Annotated in this window: 1 protein-coding gene; it reads left to right on the top strand. The window is 71.2% G+C overall.

Annotated features, from left to right (window positions below; genetic code table 11):
- The first annotated feature begins 136 nt into the window (after positions 1 to 136).
- Positions 137 to 24,910 (top strand): non-ribosomal peptide synthetase, encoded by a 24,774-nt coding sequence (locus W7U_RS10940; RefSeq protein ID WP_008257874.1) that lies wholly within the window; start codon positions 137 to 139, stop codon positions 24,908 to 24,910.
- Positions 24,911 to 24,953 lie beyond the last annotated feature (43 nt).

The raw sequence follows: 24,953 nt of genomic DNA, 5'->3' as shown, positions 1-24,953 counted from the left end.
GGTGAGCGTCGGTCGTCTCGGTCAACGACGAACTGCGACGCCGGGGCTACATCGAGCGGAAGCGGACCGGGCTTCCGCGCGAGCGGTATCAGACAACCGGGGGGTTGAAAGGAAGACCCTGTGGTTGGGGCGTGGGATGCAGCTTGATCATCAAGCACTTCCGCTGACGCGCGGACAGCTGGACATCTGGCTGGCGCGCGAGACCGGTCACTCCAATACCGAGTGGCAGCTCGGTCTGTTCGTGCGGATCGACGGCGTGGTCCAGCGCGATGCCCTGCAGTGGGCGATCCGGCAGGCGGTGCGGGAGGCCGAGCCGGCCAGGGCGGCCTTCTTCGAGGTGGACGGCCAGGTCTTCCAGCGGGCGATCGATTACCCCGACGTCGAGCTGGCCTTTGACGACCTGACCGACGTGCCCGATCCCGTGCGGGAAGCGCGCCGGCGGGCGCTGGCGATCCAACGCACGCCCATGCCGTTCACCGGGCCGCTGTTCCGGTTCGTCCTGTTTGCGACCCGGCGCGACGAGTTCTTCTTGTTCGCCTGCTGCCACCACATCGTCATCGACGGGACCGGCGTCGCGCTGGTCGGTCACCGCATCGCCTCGATCTACTCCGCGATCGTGTCCGCCGGACCCATTCCCACGGCCGTCTTCGGCTCCTTGCAGGAGCTGATCGACTGCGAATCGCGGTACGAGCGCTCCGGTGATTACCGCGACGACGAGGCGTATTGGACGGCGAACCTGCCCCCCGCCGGCCAGGGTCACCATCGGCCGCCCGACGGCGCCGCGGAGCGCGACCCGTGGCCGTCCGCCCCGACGGCCCTGGACCCCGGGGTGCTGCGCCGCGTCAATCGGTTCTGCGAAGTGTGGGCGGTGTCCCAGACGTCGGTCATCACCGCGGCCTGCGCGCTGCTGGTGCGCGGGTGGTCCGCCGAGGGCTCGGACGTGGTGCTCGATTTCCCGGTCAGCCGGCGCGTGCGCCCGGAGCAGAAGACGCTGCCCGGGATGGTCGCCGGCGTGGTGCCGCTGGTGTTGAGCGTCTCGTCGCGGTCCACCGTCGCCGCCTTCTGCAAACACGTCGAGACGCGGATCGACGAAGCGATCCAGCACCAGCGCTTTCCGGTGCACGCGCTGGAGCGCAAGGTCCGCGGCCTGACGCAACCGCCCGAGCGGGTCAGCGTCAACTTCATCCCGTCGGCGTTCACGCTGCCCTTCGGCGGCGTCATGGCCTCGGCGTCGTACACGAACTCCGGTCAGGCGGACGGCTTCGGGCTGATCTTCTCCGGCGACGGCGACGACCTCTTCCTCAGCACGGCGGGCGCGTGGGAACCGTGGGCCCACCTCGACGCCGCCGGCCTGGCGGATCGACTCGAACAGCTCTTGGTGGCGATGACGGCCGATCCGACGCGGCGGCTGCTGTCCCTCGACGCCGTCGACGCCGACGAGCGCGCCCGGCTCGACGAATGGGGCAACGCGTCCGCGTTGGGCCGGCCGGCGGCGCCGGTGTCCGTGGTCGAGCTGTTCGCCGCGCAGGCGGCGCGCACCCCGGACGCGGTGGCGCTGACGTTCGGGGACCGATCGATGACGTATCGCGAGCTCGACGAGGCCGGCAATCGGCTGGCCCACGTGCTGGCCGGCCGGGGTGTGGCTCCGGGTTCGCTTGTGGCGCTGCTGTTTTCGCGGTCAGACGAGGCGATCGTGGCGATCCTGGGGGTGCTCAAGTCCGGGGCGGCGTATCTGCCGATCGATCCCGCCCTGCCGGCGGCCCGGGTGGAGTTCATGGTCACCGACGCCGCGCCGGTGGCCGCGGTCACGACGGCGGAGCTGGCCGGCCGGCTCGACGGTTTCGACCTGGCGGTCATCGACATCGCCGACCCGGCCGTGGCGGGCGCGCCGTGCACCGCTTTGCGGGCGCCGGATCCGACGGATGTGGCCCATTTGATCTACACCTCGGGCACCACGGGTGTGCCCAAAGGTGTTGCGGTGACTCAACACAACGTCGCGCAGTTGTTCGATGACCTGCGGCTCGGTTTCGCCTTGTCGGCCGAGCAGGTGTGGACGCAGTTCCATTCGTATGCGTTCGACTTCTCGGTCTGGGAGATCTGGGGTGCGCTGCTGCACGGCGGGCGCCTGGTCGTCGTGCCGGATGCGGTGGCCCGCTCCCCGGAGGAGTTCCACGCGCTGCTGGTGCGCGAGGGCGTCACGGTGCTGACCCAGACCCCCTCGGCGGTGGGGTTGCTGCCCACCGACGGCCTGGACGGCACGGCGTTGGTGATCGGGGCTGAGCCGTGCCCGCCGGAGCTGGTGGACCGGTGGGCGCCGGGTCGGGTGATGGTCAACGTGTACGGCCCGACCGAGACCACGATGTGGGCGTGCAAGAGCGCGCCCTTGACGGCGGGGTCGGGATTCCCGCCGATCGGCTCCCCGGTGAGCTGGGCGGCCTTCTTCGTGCTCGACGAGTGGTTGCGCCCGGTGCCCGCCGGGGTGGTCGGCGAGCTGTATCTGGCCGGCGAAGGTGTCGGCATCGGCTATTGGCGGCGCCCCGGGCTGACCGCGTCGCGATTCATGGCCTGCCCCTTCGGCGAACCCGGCACCCGCATGTACCGCACCGGCGACCTGGTGCGCTGGGGCCGCTCCGGATCCGGGGCGGGCCAACTGCAGTATCTGGGGCGCGCCGACGAACAGGTTAAGGTGCGTGGGTATCGCATCGAACTCGGCGAGATCCGCGCCGCGCTGCTCGAGGTGGAGGGCGTTGAACGCGCGGCGGTGCTCGTCCGTGAAGATCGTGCCGGCGACAAGCGTCTCGTCGGCTATGTGACAGGAGCCGCTGACCCGACCGATATTCGGGCCCGGTTGGGTCGGCGGCTCCCCACCTACATGGTCCCGTCGACGGTGGTGGTGCTCGACGCGCTGCCGATGACGGTCAACGGCAAGCTCGACACCCGCGCCCTGCCCGCCCCGGACTACCAGGGCGGCAACGGATATCGCGCCCCGGAAAACGCCATCGAGGAAATCCTGGCCGGCATCTTCGCCCGGGTCCTCGGCGTCGAACGCGTCGGGATCGACGACTCCTTCTTCCTCCTCGGCGGCGACTCGCTGTCGGCGATGCGGCTGGTCTCCGCGGTCAACACCGGCCTCGACGCCCACCTCGGGGTGCGGGCCCTGTTCGAGTCGCCCACGGTCGCCGAGCTGGCGCCGCAGGTGTGCGGCGGGGGAAGCACGCTCGCGCGGGTGGTCGCGGCCGAGCGGCCGGCCGTGGTGCCGCTGTCGTTCGCGCAATCCCGGCTCTGGTTCCTCGACCAGCTGCACGGTCCGTCGCCGGTGCACAACATGTCCGTCGCCCTGCGGCTGCGCGGGCCGCTGGACCCCGACGCCATGGGCACCGCGCTGGGCGACGTGGTGGCACGCCATGAAAGCTTGCGCACGGTGTTCGTCGCGTCCGAGGGGACGCCCCGGCAGGTGGTGGTCCCGGTCGAGCGCGCCCGGGTCGGCTGGCAGGTCATCGACGCCGGCGGATGGCCGGTCGGCCGGCTGAGCCAGGCCATCGAGACCGAGGCGTGCCACCGATTCGACCTTTCCAACGAAATCCCTTTGCGGGCAAAGCTTTTCCGGCTCGCCGAGGACGACCACGTGTTGGTGGCGGTGGCCCACCACATCGCCGCGGACGGATGGTCGCTGACCCCGCTGGCGCGCGACCTCGGCGCGGCCTACGTGCGCAGGTCCCGCGGGCAGGCCCCGGATTGGGCGCCGCTGCCGGTGCAATACGTCGACTACACGCTATGGCAACGCGCCCAATTCGGTGACCTCGACGATCCGGGCAGCCCCATCGCCGCGCAGCTGAGGTACTGGCAGGACGCGCTGGCCGGGATGCCCGAACGCCTCGAACTGCCGACCGATCGCCCCTACCCGCCGGTCGCCGACCACCGCGGCGCGCGCATCGACGTCGAGTGGCCGGCCGAACTGCAGCAGCGGGTCGCGCAGGTGGCGCGGGCCCACAACGCGACCACCTTCATGGTCGTGCAGGCGGCCCTGGCCGTGCTGCTGTCGAAGGTCAGCGCGAGTTCCGATGTGGCGGTGGGCTTCCCGATCGCCGGCCGCGGCGATCCGGCGCTCGACGATGTCGTCGGCTTTTTCGTCAACACCCTGATTTTGCGGGTCGACCTGAGCGGCGACCCCAGCGTCGCCGAGCTGGTGGCCCGGGTGCGCCAGCGCAGCCTGGCGGCCTACGAACACCAGGACGTACCCTTCGAAGTCCTGGTGGACCGGCTCCATCCCACCCGCGACCTGGCGCATCATCCGCTCGTCCAGGTGGTGTTGGCCTGGCAGAACCTGCCCTGGCAGCACGACGGCCCCGCCGCCGGGCTGGAGCTGGGCGACGTTCGGGTCACCCCGCTGCCGGTCGACACCCAGGTCGCCCGCATGGACCTGGTGTTCTCCCTGGCCGAACGGTGGGACGAGGAGGGCGCGCCCGCCGGCATCGGCGGCATGGTGGAGTTCCGCACCGACGTGTTCGACGCGGACAGCATCGAGACGCTGATCGAGCGGCTGCGCCGGATGCTCGCGGCCATGACCGCCGACCCCGACCGCCCGCTGTCGGCGATCGACCTGCTCGACGCCGCCGAGCGCGAACGGCTCGACGACATCGGCAACCGCGCGGTGTTGACCATGCCGTCCATGGCCGCCCTGGTGTCGATCCCGGCGTTGTTCGCCGCGCAGGTGGCCCGCGGCCCGGGGGCGGTGGCGATCACCTGCGGCGGGCGGTCGTTCACCTACCGCCACCTGTACGAGGCCACAAATCGGTTGGCGCACTTGCTCGTTGAGCGGGGCGCGGGCCCGGGCCAGCGGGTCGCGGTCGCGGTGCCGCGGTCGGCCGAGGCGATCGTGGCGATCCTGGCGGTGCTCAAGACGGGCGCCGCCTACGTGCCGATCGACCCGAGCGTGCCGGCGGCGCGGGTGCAGTTCGTGCTCGGTGACGCCGCGCCGATCGCGGCGGTGACCACCGCCGAGGTGCGGCCGCAGTTGGGTGGCTTCGCCGGGCAGATCATCGACATCGACGACCCCGCCGTCGCCGGCCAGCCCGCCACGGGCCTGCCGGTGCCGTCGGCGGACAGCATCGCCTACCTCATCTACACCTCGGGGTCCACCGGCGTTCCCAAGGGGGTGGCGGTCACCCACAGCAACGTCACCCAGCTGCTGGAGTCCATCGACGCTCAACTCGACGTCGGGCAGGTCTGGACCCAGTGCCATTCCCTGGCTTTCGACTTCTCGGTGTGGGAGGTCTTCGGCGCTCTCCTGCACGGAGGTCGCCTGGTCGTCGTGCCCGACGATGTCGTGCGATCACCAGATGACTTGCGCGCCTTGCTGGTTCGCGAGCAGGTCAGCGTGCTCAGCCAGACGCCGTCGGCGTTCTACGCGCTGCAGAGTGCCGACGCGTTGGCCCCGGAGCTGGGTGAGCAGCTGAAGTTGCAGACGGTGGTGTTCGGCGGGGAGGCGTTGGAGCCGCGCCGGCTGTCGACGTGGCTGCATCACCATCCCGGCCTGCCGCGGATGATCAACATGTACGGCATCACCGAGACCACGGTGCACGCCTCGTTCCGCGAGATCCTTCGCGGCGACGTCGACAACAACGTGAGCCCGATCGGGGTGCCGTTGGGCAACCTCGCCTTCTTCGTGTTCGATGGGTGGCTCCGCCCCGTGCCGGTCGGGGTGGTCGGCGAGTTGTACGTCGCCGGTGGGGGATTGGCCACCGGCTATGTGGGCCGCCCGGGGCTGTCGGCGTCACGATTCGTGGCCTGCCCCTTCGGTGGGCCCGGCGCGCGGATGTATCGCACCGGTGACCTCGTCCGGTGGAGCGCCGACGGGCAGCTGCAGTACATCGGCCGCGCCGACGAGCAGGTCAAGATCCGCGGTTACCGCATCGAGTTGGGCGAGATCCGTGCCGCGCTGGCCGACGTCGAGGGCGTCGAGCAGGCGGCGGTGCTCGTTCGTGAGGATCGTGCCGGCGACAAGCGTCTCGTCGGTTATGTGACCGGAGCCGCCGACCCTTCCGAGATTCGGGCCCGGTTGGGTCGGCGGCTCCCCACCTACATGGTGCCGGCGGCGGTGGTGGTGCTCGACGTGCTGCCGCTGACGGTCAACGGCAAGCTCGACACCCGCGCCCTGCCCGCCCCGGAATACTCCGACGTCGACCGCTACCGGGCGCCGGCGAGCGCCATCGAGGAGATCCTGGCCGGCATCTACGCCCAGGTGCTGGGGGTGGAGCGCGTCGGTGTGGACGACTCCTTCTTCGACCTCGGCGGGGACTCGCTGTCGGCGATGCGCCTGATCGCGGCCGTGAATGCCGCTCTGGATGCCGGGGTTTCGGTGCGCGCGTTGTTCGAGGTGCCCACGGTGGCCCAATTGGCCCCGCGCCTCGACGAGGGTGCGGAACGGCTCTCGCGGGTCGCGGCGGCCGACCGGCCGGCGGTGGTGCCGTTGTCGTTCGCGCAGTCCCGGCTGTGGGTCATCGATCAGCTGCAGGGGCCCTCGCCGATGTACAACATGGCAGCAGCGTTGCGGCTGCGCGGGCCGCTGCAGGTGGAGGCGCTGCGGGCCGCGCTCGTCGACGTGGTGGGCCGCCACGAGAGTTTGCGCACGGTGTTCGCCGTGTCCGACGGGACGCCACAACAGGTGGTGTTGCCCGCCGAGGGGGTCGATATCGGGTGGGAAGTAATAGATGCCGCCGGCTGGTCGCCGGCACGGATAAAGGAGGGCGTTGATGCCGCAGCCGATTATGCATTTGATCTGTCAGCCGAAATACCCTTGCGGGCCAAGCTTTTCCGTGCCTCCGACGACGAGCATGTGCTGGTGGCGGTGGTCCATCATATTGCTGCGGATGGTTGGTCGCTGAATCCTCTGGTGCACGACCTGGGGGTCGCCTATGCCGGCCGCTGCGCCGGACGGGCCCCACAATGGTCTCCGCTGGCGGTGCAGTACGTGGATTACACCCTCTGGCAGCGCGCCCAATTCGGAGACCTCGACGACCCGGAGAGCCCGATCGTCGAGCAGCTCGCGTATTGGGAGCGCACGCTGGCGGGCCTGCCCGAAAGGGTCGAGCTGCCGACGGATCGACCGTACCCGGCGGTGGCCGACTACCGCGGCGCCAACGTGGACATCGACTGGCCGGCCGAGTTGCAGCAACACATCCGCGCGGTGGCGCGGGCGCACAACGCCACCAGTTTCATGGTGGTGCAGGCCGCCCTGGCGGTGCTGCTCGGCAAGATCGCCGCGACTTCCGATGTGGCCGTGGGCTTTCCGATCGCCGGGCGGCGCGATCCCGCCCTGGACGAACTGGTGGGCTTCTTCGTCAACACGTTGGTGCTGCGGGTCGACTTGGCCGGCGATCCCAGCGTTGCCGACGTGTTGGCCCGGGTCCGCCGGAGCAGCCTGGCGGCCTACGAAAATCAGGACGTGCCGTTCGAGTTCCTGGTGGAGCGACTCAACCCCACCCGTTCCCTGGCGCATCATCCGCTGACGCAGGTGATGTTGGCCTGGCAGGGCAACGATCCCGCCGAGCTGAGCCTGGGTGAACTGCGGATCACCGCGGTTCCGGTGCAGACCCGCACCGCGCGTACCGATTTGACGTTCTCCTTGTTCGAACGCCGCAGCGGCGACGGCCGGCCCGCGGGAATCGGCGGCACCGTCGAGTTCCGCACCGACCTGTTCGACGCGGACACCATCCGTGTGCTCACCGAACGGTTGCGGCGGGTGCTGGTCGCCATGGCCGCCGACCCCGGTCGCAGACTCTCGTCGATCGACGTACTGGACGACGACGAGCACGCCCGCCTTGACCAGTGCGCCAATCGTTCGGCATTGCGCCGGCCGAGCGCGGGGGCGTCGGTCCCGGCGCTGTTCGGCGCGTGGGTGCAGCGCGCGCCGCACGCGGTGGCGATCAGGTGCGCTGGGCGATCGTGGACCTACGAGCAAGTGGAGTCGGACGCGAATCGGCTGGCGCACCTGCTGGTTGGCCGCGGTGTGGGCCGCGGCCAGCGCGTGGGCCTGCTGCTCGAGCGCTCGGCCGAGGCCGTGATCGCGATTCTGGGGGTGCTGAAAACGGGGGCGGCCTATGTGCCGATGGACCCGGCGGTGCCGGCGGCGCGGATCGGCTTCATGGTCGCCGACGCCGGCATGCGGGCCGTGGTGACCAGCGCCGAGTTGCGTTCGCGGCTAGGAGAATTCGGCGGGCCGATCGTCGAGGTCGACGACCCGGCCCTGGCGCCGCATCCGGCGACGCCGGTGGCGGCGGGGCCGGCGGCCGACGACGTCGCGCACGTCATCTACACGTCGGGCACCACGGGTAGGCCCAAGGGGGTGGCGGTCACCCACGCGAACGTGACGCAGCTGTTCGGTGCGCTGGACGCCGGGGTGGAACTGGGGCCCGATCAGGTGTGGAGCCAGTGCCATTCGCTGGCATTCGATTTCTCGGTGTGGGAGATCTGGGGTGCGCTGCTGCACGGCGGGCGGCTGGTGGTGGTGCCCGATACGGAGGCCCGGTCGCCGGAAGAGTTGCGCGCCAAACTCATTGGCGAGCGCGTCACCGTGTTGACCCAGACGCCGTCGGCGCTGGGGATGCTGTCGCCGCGGGGCTTGGAGACGGTCACGGTGGTGGTGGGCGCCGAACCGTGTCCGGGTGAGCTGGTGGATCGGTGGGCGCCCGGCCGGGTGATGGTCAACGTGTACGGCCCGACGGAGACCACCATGTGGGTGTCGCACAGCCCACCTCTGACAGCGGGGCGGGCGCGGTCCGGGCCACCGGCAATCGGGTCGCCGGTGGCCGGAGCCGCGCTCTTCGTGCTGGACGGGTGCCTGCGCCCGGTGCCCGCCGGCGTGGTGGGGGAGTTGTACGTCGCCGGTGCCGGGGTGGGCGTGGGCTATCTGGGGCGGGCGGGGCTGACGGCGTCGCGATTTGTGGCGTGCCCGTTCGGTGGGGCCGGCGCACGGATGTATCGCACCGGCGACCTCGCCCGATGGGACCGCGACGGACAGTTGCACTATGTCGGCCGCGCCGACGAGCAGGTCAAGATTCGCGGCTATCGCATCGAGTTGGGCGAAATCCGCTCCGCCCTGGCCGAATTGGAGGGTATCGAGCAAGCCGCGGTGCTCGCCCGCGAAGATCGTGCCGACGAGAGGCGTCTCGTCGGCTATGTGACCGGAGCCGCTGACTCCGCCGACATTCGGGCCCGGTTGGGTCAGCGGCTCCCCACCTACATGGTGCCGGCGGCGGTGGTGGTGCTCGACGCGATGCCGTTGACGGTCAACGGCAAGCTCGACACCGCCGCCCTGCCGGCCCCGGACTACCGGGACGCCGGCCGGTATCGGGCCCCGGACAACGCGGTCGAGGAGACTCTGGTGGGCGTCTACGCCCGGGTGCTCGGCGTCGAACGGGTCGGCGTCGACGATTCCTTCTTCGACCTCGGCGGCGACTCCCTCTCGGCGATGCGTTTGATCACCGCGATCAACGCCGACCTGGACGCCGGGCTGACCGTCCGATCCGTGTTCGAGGCCCCCACGGTCGCGCAGCTGGCGCCCCGGGTCGAGGCCGGCGCCGGCCGCGCCGGACGATTGGTGGCCGGCGAGCGCCCGGCGCTGCTTCCGTTGTCGTTCGCCCAGACCCGCCTGTGGTTCATCGATCAGCTGCAGGGGCCCTCGCCGATGTACAACATGGCGGTCGCCCTGCGCCTTTCCGGCCGCCTGGATGCCGACGCGATGGGGGCCGCCCTGGACGACGTGGTGGCCCGACACGAAAGCCTGCGGACGATCTTCCTCGCCCCCGAGGGCGCCCCCCAACAGGTCGTGCTGCCCGCCAAACGGGCCGACGTCCACTGGCAGGTCGTCGACGCGACGCGGTGGCCGGCGTCCTGGCTGGCGGAGGCCACCCAGGACGCGGCGCGCTACACCTTCGACCTCGCCACCGAAATCCCGTTGCGGGCCTGGCTATTCCACACCGGCGAGGACGAACACGTGTTGGTGGCGGTCGTCCACCACATCGCCGCCGACGGATGGTCGGTGACCCCGCTGGTGCGCGATCTGGGGGAGGCCTACGCGGCCCGCCGCGGCGGGCGGGCGCCGGATTGGGCGCCGCTGCCGGTGCAATACGTCGACTACACCCTGTGGCAACGGGGCCGATTCGGCGACCTCGACGACCCCGACAGCCCCATCGCGGCGCAACTGGACTATTGGGAGCGCGCCCTGGCCGGGCTGCCGGAACACGTTGAGCTGCCCACGGATCGGCCCTACCCGCTGGTGGCCGACCATCGCGGGTCCAGCGTGGACGTGCACTGGCCGGCCGCCCTGCAGCACCAAGTCGCCGAGCTGGCGCGGGCGCACAACGCAACGAGCTTCATGGTCGTCCAGGCGGCCCTGGCGGTGCTGCTGTCCGCGTTGAGCGCCAGTCCCGATGTGGCCGTGGGGTTCCCGATCGCCGGGCGGAGCGACCCCGCCCTGGATGAGGTGGTCGGGTTCTTCGTCAACACCCTGGTTCTGCGGGTCGACCTCAGTGGCGACCCCACCGTCGCCGAACTGCTGGGCCGGGTGCGCCGGCGCAGCCTGGCGGCCTACGAACACCAGGATGTGCCGTTCGAGGTGCTGGTGGAACGGCTCAACCCGGCCCGCGACATGGCGCATCATCCGCTGGTCCAGGTCATGCTGGCCTGGCAGAACAACGACCCCGTCGACGTGAGCCTCGGCGACGTGCGGGCGACGCCGCTGCCGCTCGAAACCCAGGTCGCCCGCATGGATCTGGTGTGGTCGCTGGCCGAACGGTGGGACGAGGACGGAGAGCCCGTCGGCATCGCCGGGGCGGTGGAGTTCCGCACCGACGTCTTCGATGCGGCCAGCATCGAGTCACTCGTCACGCGCTTGCAACACGTGCTGGCCGCCATGACCGCCGACCCCACCCGGCCGCTGTCCGCGATCGACGTCCTCGACGAATCCGAGCGCACCCACCTCGACGCCATCGGCAACCGCGCCGCGCTGACCCGGCCCGCGACCGCACGCGCGTCCATCCCGGCCTTGTTCGCCGCGCAGGTGGCACGGGACCCCGAGGCAGTCGCGATCACCTGCGGCGAGCGGGCGTGGACCTACCGTGAAGTGTACGAGATCACAAACCGGTTGGCGCACAGGCTGATTGGTTGCGGCGCCGCGCCGGGCCAGCGGGTCGCGGTGGCGATGCCACGGTCGGCCGAAGCGATCGTGGCGATCCTGGCGGTCCTCAAGACCGGGGCCGCGTATGTGCCGATCGACCCGGCGCTGCCGACCGCCCGCATCGAGTTCATGCTCACCGACGCCGAACCGATCGCGGCGGTGACCACCGCCGAGGTGCGGCCACGGTTGGGCGCATTCGCCGGGCACATCATCGACGTCGACGACCCCGCCCTGGCCACGCAGCCCGCCACCGGGCTGCCGGACCCGTCGCCCGACGACATTGCGTACGTCATCTACACCTCCGGGACCACCGGCGTGCCCAAGGGTGTGGCGGTCACGCACCACAACGTCACCCAGCTGTTGCGGTCGGTGGACGCCCAACTGGACCTGGGGCGGGTGTGGGGCCACTGCCACTCGCCGGCCTTCGACTTCTCGGTCTGGGAGATCTTCGGCGCGCTGCTGCGCGGGGGACGCCTCGTCGTCGTCCCCGACGACATCGTCGGCTCGCCGGAAGACCTGCACGCCTTGCTGATTGCCGAACGCGTCACCGTGCTGAGCCAGACCCCGTCGGCGGTGGCGGCGCTCTCGCCGCACGGGCTGGACTCGGTGGCGCTGGTCGTCGGCGGCGAGCCGTGCCCGGTCGAGGTCATGGACCGGTGGGCCCCCGGACGGGTGATGGTCAATCAATACGGCCCCACCGAGACCACGATGTACGCGGCCATGACGGCGCCGCTGACGGCGGGCTCCGCTCCGGTGCCGATCGGGTCGCCGGTGCCCGGGGCCGCCCTGTTCGTGCTGGACCGATGGTTGCGCGCGGTGCCGCCCGGCGTGGTCGGCGAGCTGTACATCGCCGGACGCGGCGTCGCCGCGGGCTACCTGGGCCGGGCGGCGCTGACGGCCTCGCGGTTCGTGGCGTGCCCGTTCGGCGGTAACGGAACGCGGATGTATCGCACCGGGGACGTGGTGCGCTGGGGCCGCGACGGTCAGCTGGAGTACCTCGGTCGCGCCGACGAGCAGGTCAAGATCCGCGGCCACCGCATCGAACTGGGCGAAATCCGCTCCGCCCTCGCCGAATTGGACGGCGTCGAGCAGGCCGCGGTGATCGCCCGGAACGACCCTGCCGCCGCGCGGCTGGTGGGCTACGTGACCGGGACCGCCGACCCGTCCGAGACCCGGGCGCGGCTCGCCGAGCGGCTGCCGTCCTACATGGTGCCGTCGGCGGTGGTGGTGCTGGACGCGTTGCCGTTGACGGCCAACGGCAAGCTCGACACCCGCGCCCTGCCGGCACCGGACTACCAGGGCGGCAACGGATATCGCGCTCCGGAAAACGCCATCGAGCAGATCTTGGCCGGCATCTACGCCCAGGTGCTGGGCGTCCAACGGGTCGGGGTGGACGACTCGTTCTTCGACTTGGGCGGCGACAGCATCCTGTCGATGCAGGTGGTGGCCCGGGCTCGCGCGGCCGGCGTAATGTGCCGGCCCCGCGATGTTTTCGTCGAGCAGTCGGTGGCCCGGCTGGCGCGGGTCGTCACGCTGGCCACCGGCGAGGACGACGTGGTCGACGAGGGGATCGGGCCGGTGGTGGCCACCCCGATCATGCGTTGGCTGCGCGACATGGACGGCCCCATCGAGCAGTTCAACCAGACCATGGTGCTGGCGGCGCCCGCCGGGGTGGGCCAGGCTGACGTGGCGGTCGTGCTGCAGGCGCTGCTGGACCGCCATCCCACGCTGCGGCTCTGCGTCGACGACGACGGGGCCGGCGGCTGGGACATACACGTTCCCGAAGCGGGCTCGGTGGACGCCCGGGCCTGCCTGCGCACCGTCGACGCGCTCTCGGAGGAGGCGCTGATGCGGGCCCGCGCGCGGCTGAACCCCGGCGCCGGCGTGCTGGTGTGCGCGGTATGGGCAAGCGCGACAAACCAATTGGCATTGATCGTCCACCACCTGGCCGTCGACGGTGTGTCCTGGCGGACCCTGATCGAGGACCTCAACATCGCCTGGGCCCAACATCACCGCGGCCAACCGATCGAGCTGCCCGCCCCCGGCACCTCGTTCGCCCGCTGGTCGTCGCTACTGGCCCAGCACGCGAAGGATCCGGCGGTGACCGAGCTGGCGGAGGTGTGGCGGCGAATCACCGAGACGCCGCCGGCGTTGCCGCCCGCCCAGCCGTGGGACACCTATGAGACGGCCGGGCAGTTGTCGGCGGCGCTGGACGCCGAGACGACCCGCCAGCTGCTGGGCGAGGTGCCCGCCGCGTTTCACGCCGGGGTGCAAGACATCCTGCTGATCGCCTTCGGGCTGGCATTCACCGAATTCCTGGGAACGGCGAGGCCGATCGGCATCGACGTCGAGGGCCACGGGCGCAACGAGGAACTGGCCCCCCACGTGCACCTGTCCCGCACCGTCGGGTGGTTCACCGCCAAGTACCCGGTGGCCCTCGACGTCGGCGGGCTGGACTGGGCTCGCGTGGTCGCGGGTGAGGCCGCGCTGGGGGCGGTGATCAAGGACGCCAAGGAGCAGTTGCGCGGGCTGCCCGACGGCCTGACCTACGGGCTGTTGCGCTACCTGAATCCCGAAGCGGACCTGGGCGGTCCGGACCCGGCCATCGGCTTCAACTACCTGGGCCGCCTCGGGGGAGCGCCCGCCGAATCGTCCGACGAGCTATGGCAACTCAGCCCGAACAGCCACGCGCTGGGCGCCGCGGCCGCGGCGGCGGCCCTACCGTTGCCGCACACGGTGGAACTCAACGCCGGCACCATGGATACCGAGGACGGCCCGCACCTGCACGCCGGCTGGACGTGGGCGTCCTCGGCGCTCACCCACGAACAGGTAAACCGGTTGAGCCGGTTGTGGTTTGAGGCCCTGGTCGGCATCTGCGCACACGTGCGGCGCGGCGGCGGCGGGCTGACCCCATCGGACATCGCGCCGGCCCGCCTGGACCAGCAGCAGATCGACGAACTCGAGCGGCGATACGACGTCGCCGATATCCTGCCGCTGACCCCGCTGCAGCAGGGGCTGCTCTTTCATTCGACGACGCAACCCGACGGCGACGTGTACGCGGTGCAGCTGACCATCACGCTGCGCGGCGGCCTCGACCCCCAGCGGCTCCACCACGCCGTGCAGGACGTCGTCGCCCGCCACCCCAACCTCGCCGCCCGATTCTGCTCCGGCTTCGGCGACCCGGTGCAGATCATCCCGGTCACCCCCGAAATCGCCTACCGCCACGTCGAACTCGACGGCGACGTCGACGACATCGACGACCAGGTCCGGCGGATGTCCGCCGCAGAACGCGCCGCGGTGCGAGACCTCGACGACCAACCGCCCCTGCGAGCGACGCTGATTCGCACCGCGAACCAGGAATTCCGGTTCGTGCTCACCGTCCACCACATCGTGATGGACGGCTGGTCACTACCGATCCTGCTGCAGGAGATCTTCGCCTGCTACTACGGGTCGCGGCTACCGGCTGCGCCGCCCTACCGCCGCTTCGTCACCTGGCTGGCGGGCCGGGACGCCGCGGCCGCCCGCGCCGCGTGGCGCGATGCGCTCGACGGTTTCGACACCCCCACCCTGGTGGCCGAAGCGGGGCGGCCGGAGTTGGGGCCGCGGGGAGCCGCCACGGTCCGGCTCTCCGCCGAAACCACCGGTGCGCTCGGCGAACTCGCCCGCTCCTGCCGCACCACCCTCAACACCGTGCTGCAGGCCGCCTGGGCGCAACTGCTGATGTCGCTGACCGGCCGGCACGACGTCGCCTTCGGCACCGCGGTGTCCGGCCGGCCGGCGGAATTGCCCGGCGCCGAATCCATGGTGGGCCTGCTGATCAACACCGTGCCGGTGCGCGCCCAGGCCGCCGCGACGACGACCGTCACCGAATTTCTGGACCGGCTGCAACGCGCCCACAACGACACCGTCGAGCACCAGCACCTGGCGCTGAGCGAAATCCACCGCGTCACCGGACACGACCAACTGTTCGACACGTTGCTGGTGTACGAGAACTATCCGATCGACGCCGCCGCGCTAGCGGCGGCCGACGACCTGACCGCCACCGAATTCACCAGTCACGACTACAACCACTACCCGTTGTCGCTGCAAGCCGTGCCGGGCGACGAGCTGCGCCTGCGCATCGAATTCGACACCGACGTCTTCGAACCCGCCGCCGTCGACGCCCTGACCGACCGCCTGCGCCGGCTCCTGACGGCCATGCCCGCCGATCCCGCCCGGCCGTTGCGATCGCTGGATGTGCTCGACGCGCCGGAGCGCGCCCGGCTGCGACTGTGGGGCAACCAAGCGGTGCTGGCCGCCGAGTCGAGCGCCGCCCTATCGCTCCCGGCGCTGTTCGCCGCGCAGGTCTCCCGCGTCCCCGAGGCGGGAGCGGTCACTTTCGAGGGCCGTTCGATGACCTACCGCGAACTCGACGAGGCATCGAACCGCTTGGCGCACAGGCTGATCGAGCGCGGCGCGGGGCCCGGGGAGTGCGTGGCGCTGCTGTTCCCGCGTTCGGCGGAGGCGATCGTGGCGATCCTCGCGACGCTCAAGGCGGGGGCCGCCTACCTGCCGATCGACCCCGCGCTGCCCGCGGCGCGCGTCGAGTTCATGCTCGGCGACGCCACCCCGGTCGCCGCGGTCGCCGCCGCCGGGCTGCGGGCCCGGCTGGACGGATTCGACCTCCCGGTCCTCGACGCCGGCGAAGCCTACACCGGGCCCGCCGGGCCGTTGCCGACGCCCGCACCGGAGAACATCGCCTACGTCATCTACACCTCGGGGACCACCGGCGTCCCCAAAGGTGTTGCGGTGACCCACCGCAACGTCACCCAGCTGCTGGAATCGCTGCACGCGCCGCTGCCCGAGGCGGGGGTGTGGTCACAATGCCACTCGTACGGCTTCGACGTCTCGGTGCAGGAGATCTGGGGGGCGCTGGCCGGCGGCGGCCGGCTGGTGGTGGTGCCCGAGTCGGTGACGCGCTCACCGGACGAGCTGCACGCCCTGCTGGCCGCCGAGCGGGTGAGCGTGCTGAGCCACACCCCGTCGGCGCTGACCGCCCTGTCACCGCGAAAGCTGCACTCGGCGTTGATCATCGGCGGCGAGCCCTGCCCGGCCGCGCTCGCGGACCAATGGGCGCCGAGCCGCGTGATGATCAACGCCTACGGCCCGACGGAAACCACCGTGGACGCGACGCTCAGTGCGCCGCTGACCGCGGGCGCCGGAGCGCCGCCCCTGGGGTCGCCGGTGCCCGGGGCGGCGCTGTTCGTGCTGGACGACTGGCTGCGGCCGGTGCCCGCCGGTGCGGTCGGTGAGCTGTACGTGGCGGGGCACGGGGTCGCCGTCGGGTATCCGCGCCGTCCCGGTTTGACGGCGTCGCGGTTCGTCGCCTGCCCCTTCGGATCGGCCGGTGCGCGCATGTACCGCACCGGTGACCTGGTGCGGTGGGCGCCGGACGGCCGGTTGCACTACGTCGGCCGCGCCGACCACCAGGTCAAGATCCGCGGCCACCGCGTCGAGCTGGGCGAAATCCAGTCCGCGCTCGCCGAATTGGACGGCGTCGGGCAGGCCGCGGTGATCGCCCGCGAGGACACGCCCGGCGACAAGCGGCTCGTCGGCTACATCACCGGCACCGCCGACCCGGTCGAGCTGCGCGCCCGGCTGGCCGAACGGCTGCCGGCCTACCTGGTGCCGGCCGCGGTGGTGGCGATCGAGGCATTGCCCCTGACACCGAACGGCAAACTCGACACCGGGGCCCTGCCGGCGCCCGAATACACCGGCGGCCGGTATCGGGGGCCGGCCACGCCCACCGAGGAGATCCTGGCCGGCATCTACGCCCAGGTGCTCGGGCTCGAGCGGGTCGGCGCGGACGACTCCTTCTTCGACCTGGGCGGGGATTCGCTGTCGGCCATGCGGGTGATCGCCGCGATCAACTCCGGTCTCGACGCGCACGTCGGCGTGCGAACGCTGTTCGAGGCGCCCACTATCGGCGAGCTGGCGGCGCGCGTCAGCGCGAACGGGGGGCGCCTGGCCGGCGTGGAGCCGCGCGAGCGGCCGGCGGTGGTGCCGTTGTCGTTCGCCCAATCGCGGCTGTGGTTCATCGATCAGCTGCACGGCCCGTCGCCGGTGTACAACATGGCGGCGGCGCTGCGCCTCGCCGGACGCCTGGACGCCGGTGCGCTGGGTGCCGCGTTCGCCGACGTGGTGGCGCGGCACGAGAGTTTGCGGACGGTGTTCGCCGCCACCGAGGGCATACCGCACCAGGTGGTGCTGCCGCCCGATCGGGCCGACGTCACATGGCAGACCATCGACGCCACCGGCTGGTCACCGGCCCGGCTGGAGGGCGCCATCCGCGACGCGGCCCGGCACGCCTTCGACCTTGCGACCGAAATCCCGCTGCGGGCAATGCTTTTCCGAGTGAGCGACGAGGAACACGTGCTGGTGGCCGTGGTGCACCACATCGCGGCCGACGGGTGGTCGCTGACTCCGCTGGTGCGGGACCTGGCGCTCGCCTATGCCAGCCGGTCGGTCGGGGATACGCCGGGCTGGGCGCCGCTGCCGGTGCACTACGTCGACTACACGCTCTGGCAGCGCGCCCAGTTCGGTGACCTGGAAGACCCGGGCAGCCCGATCGCCGCGCAGCTCGCGTACTGGGAGGAGGCGCTGGCCGGCCTGCCGGAACGGCTGGAACTGCCCACCGATCGTGCGTATCCGTTGGTGGCCGATTTCCGCGGGGCCAGTGTGGCCGTCGATTGGCCCGCGGAGTTGCAGCAGCGGGTGCGCGCGGTGGCGGGCGCGCATAACGCGACGAGTTTCATGGTGGTGCAGGCCGCGCTGGCGGTGCTGTTGGCCAAGATCAGCGCGAGTTCGGATGTGGCGGTGGGCTTCCCGATCGCGGGGCGGCGCGACCCGGCCCTCGACGACGTGGTGGGCTTCTTCGTCAACACCTTGGTGCTGCGCGTCGATCTCGGCGGCGACCCCACGATTGCCGAGCTACTGGCCCGGGTGCGCCAACGCAGCCTGGCCGCCTACGAGCATCAGGACGTGCCGTTCGAGGTCCTCGTCGAACGGCTCAACCCGGCCCGCAGCCTCGCGCACCATCCGCTGGTGCAGGTCATGCTGGCCTGGCAGAACGACGAACCCACCGACCTAAGCCTCGGCGACGTGCGCGTCACCGCGCTGCCGGTCGACACCCGCACCGCCCGCACGGATCTCGCGTGGTCGCTGGCCGAACGCTGGAGCGTCGACGGCCGGCCCGCCGGCATCGGCGGGGCCGTGGAGTTCCGCACCGACGTGTTCGACACCGCCACCATCCAAAGTCTGATCGAACGATTGCAGCGGGTGCTGGAGGCCATGACCGCCGACCCCGCCCGGCGGCTGTCGTCGATCGACATCCTCGGCCCCGACGAGCACGCCCGCCTCGACGCGATCGGCAACCGCGCGGCGCTGACCCGGCCACCGCACGCATCGGCCTCGACCCGGGCCTCGATCCCGGCGCTGTTCGCCGACCACGTCGCGCGGCACCCGCACGCGGTGGCGCTGCGCGACCGGGACCGCTCGATGACCTACCGCGAATTCGATGAGTCCACAAACCGGTTGGCGCACTTGCTCGTTGAGCGGGGAGCACGGCCGGGGCGGTGCGTCGCCGTCCTGATGGAGCGCTCGGCGCCCGCGATCGTCGCGATCGTGGCGGTGCTGAAGACGGGGGCCGCCTACCTGCCGATCGACCCGGCGATCCCGGACACGCGGGTCGCATTCATGCTGACCGACGCCGCACCGATCGTCGCCCTCACCACCGCGGAACTGCGAGACCGGCTCGACGGGTTCGACGGAGCGGTCATCGACGCCGACGACCCCGCCGTGCACACCCGGCCCGCCACCGCCCTGCCGCCGCCGGCCGACGACAACATCGCCTACGTCATCTACACCTCCGGCACCACCGGCACCCCCAAGGGCGTGGCGGTCACCCACCACAACGTCACCCACCTGCTCGCCTCGCTGCACGACCGGCCGGCGCCGGCGGGGGTGTGGAGCCAGTGCCATTCGCTGGCCTTCGACTTCTCGGTGTGGGAGATCTTCGGCGCCCTGCTGGGCGGCGGACGCCTGCTGGTCGTGCCCGACGAGGTGGTGCGCTCGCCGGAAGACCTGCACGCCTTGCTGATCGCCGAGAACGTCAGCGTGCTGAGCCAAACCCCGTCGGCGTTCTCGGCGCTGCAGAGCCTGGACGGCGCGCGGTCGGGCCCGCGGCTCAACGTCCGGGCCCTCGTGTTCGGGGGCGAAGCGCTGAGCCCGCAACGGCTGGCGAAGTGGCTCGACCGCCATCCCCACCGGCCGCGCGTGATCAACATGTACGGCATCACCGAGACGACGGTGCACGCCTCCTACCGGGAGATCGTCGACAGCGACATCGACACCAACGCCAGCCCCATCGGAATGCCATTGGCGCATCTGGGATTTTTCGTGCTCGACGCGTGGCTGCGGCCGGTGCCCGAGGGTGTGACGGGCGAGCTCTACGTCGCCGGTTCCGGCGTCGCGGCCGGTTACGTCGGCCGGGCCGGCCTGACGGCGTCGCGGTTCGTCGCCTGCCCCTTCGGGGCGGCCGGCGCGCGCATGTACCGCACCGGGGACCTGGTGCGGTGGGGCCCGGGCGGGCAGCTGCACTATCTCGGCCGCGCCGACGAGCAGGTCAAGATCCGCGGCTACCGCATCGAGCTCGGCGAGATCCAGTCCGCGCTCACCGAATTGGACGGCATCGAACAGGCCGCGGTCGTCGCCCGCGAGGACCGGCCCGGCGACAAACGGCTCGTCGGCTACGTCACCGGGACCGCCGATCCGGTCGAGGTCCGCGCCCGGCTGGCCGAGCATCTACCGGCCTACATGGTCCCGGCCACGGTGCTCGCCGTCGACGCAATGCCGCTGACGGCCAACGGAAAACTCGACACCCGCGCGCTGCCCGCACCCGACCACTCGCACCGGTCGCACGGCTCCGATCACTACCGCGCCCCGACCACCCCCGTCGAGCGGGCCCTGGCCGACATCTACACCCACGTCCTGGGCGTCGAGAACGTCGGGATCGACGACTCCTTCTTCGACCTCGGCGGGGACTCGCTGTCGGCCATGCGCCTGGTCGCGGAGGTCAACACCGGCCTCGACGTCCACCTCGGCGTGCGAGCGTTATTCGAAGCGCCCACCATTCGCCGGCTGGCGGCGCGCCTGGGCACCGACGGCGGAGCGCGCGCGCCGCTGGTGGCCGCCGAGCGGCCCGAGATGGTGCCGTTGTCGTTCGCCCAGTCGCGGCTGTGGTTCATGGGCCAATTGCACGGGCCCTCACCGGTGCACAACATGGCGATCGCGTTGCAGCTGCACGGGCGCCTGGACGCCGAGGCGTTCGGCGCGGCGCTGGCCGACGTGATGGCCCGCCACGAGAGCCTGCGGACGATGTTCCCGGCGCGGGAGGGGATACCGCGGCAGCTGGTCGTCGATGTGGACGACGCCGACTGCGGCTGGCAGATCAGCGACGCGCGCGGGTGGTCGACCACCCGGCTGGGCAACGTCGTTGAGACCCTGGTGGGTCACCGGTTCGACCTGGCCACCGAAATCCCGCTGCGGGCAATGCTTTTGCGGGTGAGCGACGACGAGCATCTGCTGGTGGCCGTGGTGCACCACATCGCCGCCGACGGGTGGTCGCTCACCCCCCTGGTGCGCGACCTGGGGGAGGCCTACGTCAGCCGCTCGGCCGGGTGCGCCCCGGCCTGGGCGCCGCTGCCGGTGCAGTACGTCGACTACACGCTCTGGCAGCGCGCCCAATTCGGCGAACTGCAGGATCCGCACAGCCTGATCGCCGGGCAGGTGCGGTATTGGGAACACACCCTGGCCGGAATGCCCGAGCGGCTCGAATTGCCCACGGACCGGCCGTATCCGTTGGTGGCCGATTTCCGCGGCGCGAGCGTGGCCGTCGACTGGCCGGCGGAGTTGCAGCAGCGGGTGCGTGCGGTGGCGGGCGCGCATAACGCGACGAGCTTCATGGTGGTGCAGGCCGCGCTGGCGGTGCTGTTGGCCAAGGTCAGCGCGAGTTCGGATGTGGCGGTGGGCTTTCCGATCGCCGGGCGGCGCGACCCGGCCCTCGACGACGTGGTGGGCTTCTTCGTCAACACCTTGGTGCTGCGCGTCGACCTGACCGGTGACCCCACCATCGCCGAGGTGCTCGCCCACGTCCGCGCGCGCAGCCTGGCCGCCTACGAGCATCAGGACGTGCCGTTCGAGGTCCTCGTCGAACGGCTCAACCCGGCCCGCAGCCTCGCGCACCATCCGCTGGTGCAGGTCATGCTGGCCTGGCAGAACACCGACTCCGCGGAGCTGAGCCTGGGCGACGTGCGCGTCACCCCGCTGCCGGTCGACACCCGCACCGCCCGCATGGATCTCGCGTGGTCGCTGGCCGAACGCTGGAGCGCCGACGGCCGGCCCGCCGGCATCGGCGGGGCCGTGGAGTTCCGCACCGACGTGTTCGACACCGCCACCGTCGAGGCGCTGATCACCCGGCTGCATCGCGTACTGGAAGCGATGACCGCCGACCCCGCCCGGCGGCTGTCGTCGATCGACATCCTCGGCGTCGACGAGCGCGCCCGCCTCGACGCGATCGGCAACCGCGCGGCGCTGGACGGCCCGTCGCGCCCGCCGGTGTCGATCCCCGAGGTGTTCGCCGACCACGTCGCGCGCACCCCGCAAGCGGTGGCCGTCACCCAGGGGGCGGACTCGTGGACATACCGCGAACTCGACCAATCATCAAACCGGTTGGCGCACTTGCTCATTGACTACGGTTGCGGGCCGGGGCAGAGCGTCGCGCTGCTCACCGAGCGCTCGGCGCGGGCCGGCGTCGCCATCCTGGCGGTGCTCAAAACCGGGGCCGCGTATGTCCCGATCGATCCAGGCCTGCCCGCCGCCCGAATCGACTTCATGCTCGCCGACGCCGCACCGGCGGCGGTGATCACCACCGCCGAACACCGGTCGCGCCTCGACGATTTCGACGTGCTCGTCATCGATATCGATGACCCGACGATCCAGCACCGGCCCACCACGGCGTTGCCGGCGCCGGCGCCGCACCACATCGCGTACACGATCTACACCTCGGGCACCACCGGAGTTCCGAAGGGCGTGGCGGTCACCCACCACAACGCCACCCAATTGTTCGCCTCCCTGGAGGCCGCCGGTCTGCCCGCGGCACCGGGACGGGTGTGGAGCAACTGCCATTCCCTGGCGTTCGACTTCTCGGTGTGGGAGATCTTCGGCGCGCTGCTGCACGGCGGGCGGGTGCTCGTCGTACCGGACGAGGTCGTGCGTTCCCCGAAAGACCTGCACGCCTTGCTCGTTGCCGAACGGGTCGACATGCTGACCCAGACACCGTCCGAGGTGGCGATGCTTTCGACCGGGGGCCTGGAGTCCGCGGTGCTGGCGGTCGCGGGCGAAGCGTGCCCGGCCGAAATCGTGCAGCGGTGGGCGTCCGGGCGGGTGATGGTCAACGTCTACGGCCCCACCGAGATCACGATCGTCGCGGCCGTCAGCGCGCCGCTGACACCGGGACCCGAAGCGCCGCCGATCGGTTCGCCGGTATCCGGGGCCGCGTTGTTCGTGCTCGACGGATGCCTGCAGCCGGTGCCCGCGGGCGTGGTCGGCGAGCTGTACGTGGCCGGCGGCGGCGTATCGACCGGTTACCTGGGCCGGCCCGGTCTGACCGCGTCCCGGTTCGTGGCGTGCCCCTTCGCCGGGGAGGGCGCGCGCATGTATCGCACCGGCGACCTGGCGTCGTGGGGTCCCGACGGGCAGCTGCGCTACGTCGGGCGCGCCGACGAACAGGTCAAGATCCGCGGGTATCGCATCGAACTCGGCGAAATCCAATCCGCGCTGGCCGCGCTGGACGGTGTGGAGCAGGCGCTGGTGATCGCCCGCGAGGACCGCCCGGGCGACAAGCGTCTGGTCGGCTACATCACCGGGACGGCCAACCCGGCCGAACTCCGCACCCTGCTGGTCGAACGGCTGCCCGCCTACATGGTGCCGGCCGCGGTGGTGGTGCTCGACGCGCTGCCGTTGACGTCCGGCGGCAAACTCGACGTCCGCGCCCTGCCCGCCCCCGATTACCAGGGCGGCGACGACTACCTCGCCCCGGCCACCGCGGTCGAAGAGATCCTGGCCTGGCTCTACGCCCAGGTGCTGGGCCTCGAGCGGGTCGGGGTGCAGGAGTCGTTCTTCGACCTGGGCGGGGATTCCCTGTCGGCGATGCGCCTGGTCGCCGCGATCTACAACGCGCTCGACATCCACGTGCCCGTGCGCGCCGTCTTCGAGGCGCCGTCGGTGCGCAGCCTGAGCCAGCAGCTCAACCGCGATCACGATGCCGGGGAAGGCCACCAGGGCGACTTCGCGTCGGTGCACGGCCGCGACGCCACCGAGGTGTACGCCTGCGACCTCACGCTGGACAAGTTCATCGACGCCTCGACGCTGGCCGCCGCGCCGTCGCTGCCGGGGCCGAGCGCCGAGGTGCGCACGGTGCTGCTCACCGGGGCCACCGGCTTTTTGGGCCGCTACCTGGTGCTGCAATGGCTGGAACGGTTGGAACTGGCCGAAGGCAAGCTGATCTGCCTGGTGCGGGCCACCTCCGACGAGGACGCGCGGCGCCGGCTGCAGAGGACCTTCGACCCTCCCGGTTTTGCAGGGGACCCCGCTTTGCGGCGGTATTTCGACGAGCTCGCTTCCGACCACCTCGAGGTCATCGCCGGCGACAAGGGCCGCGCCAATCTCGGCCTGGACGAACAGACCTGGCAGCGGCTGGCCGACACCGTCGACCTCATCGTGGACTCCGCGGCGGTGGTCAACGGCGTGCTGCCCTACAGCGAGCTGTTCGCCCCCAACGTCGCCGGCACCGCCGAGCTGATCCGGCTCGCGCTGACCACCAAACTCAAGCCGTACACGTATGTCTCGACCGCCAACGTCGGCGACCAGATCGAGCCGGCCGCGTTCACCGAGGACGCCGACGTCCGCGTCGCCGGCCCGATCCGCACGATCGACGGCAGCTACGGCAACGGCTACGGCAACAGCAAGTGGGCCGGCGAGGTGCTGCTGCGCGAGGCCCACGACCTGTGCGCGCTGCCCGTCGGCGTGTTCCGCTGCGACATGATCCTGGCCGACACCACCTACGCGGGCCAGCTCAACCTGTCCGACATGTTCACCCGGTTGCTGTTCAGCGTCGTGGCCAGCGGCGTCGCGCCGCGTTCGTTCTACCAGCTCGACGCCCGCGGCAACCGGCAACGCGCGCACTTCGACGCCCTGCCGGTCGAGTTCGTCGCCGAGTCGATCACCACGCTGGGCGCCCAGGTGGGCCGCGATTCGGCCGCAGGGTTCGAGACCTATCACGTGATGAACCCGCACGACGACGGCGTCGGGCTCGACGAGTACGTCGACTGGGTCATCGAGGCCGGCTACCCGATCGAGCGGGTCGACGACTTCGGGGAGTGGCTGCACCGGATGGAGACCGCGCTGCACGCCCTGCCGGAACGCCAGCGCCACCAGTCGGTGCTGCAGCTGCTGCAGTTGCGCAACGCCCAACACGTGCCGCCGGCGGACCCGGCGCGCGGCTGCCTGGGACCGACCGAACGGTTCCGCGCCGCGGTGCAGGAAGCCAAAATCGGCCCCGATAACGACATCCCGCACATCACCGCGGCGGTGATCGTCAAATACGTGACCGACCTGCGGTTGCTCGGTCTGCTCTGAAATATTTTGGGCTGCAGCGTATTTCGCCGCCGCGTCCGAAGTC

Origin of the sequence: Mycobacterium sp. H4Y (assembly GCF_000364405.1) — a bacterium.
In the GTDB taxonomy this organism is placed as follows: domain Bacteria; phylum Actinomycetota; class Actinomycetes; order Mycobacteriales; family Mycobacteriaceae; genus Mycobacterium; species Mycobacterium intracellulare.
The sequence above is the reverse complement of the archived record's forward strand: the minus strand, read 5'-3'. Positions and strand labels throughout refer to the sequence as shown.

What these genes read in the sequence shown, in the direction of transcription:
- W7U_RS10940 (WP_008257874.1), top strand. Translation starts at nt 137, where the DNA reads ATGCAGCTTGATCATCAAGCACTTCCGCTGACGCGCGGACAGCTGGAC.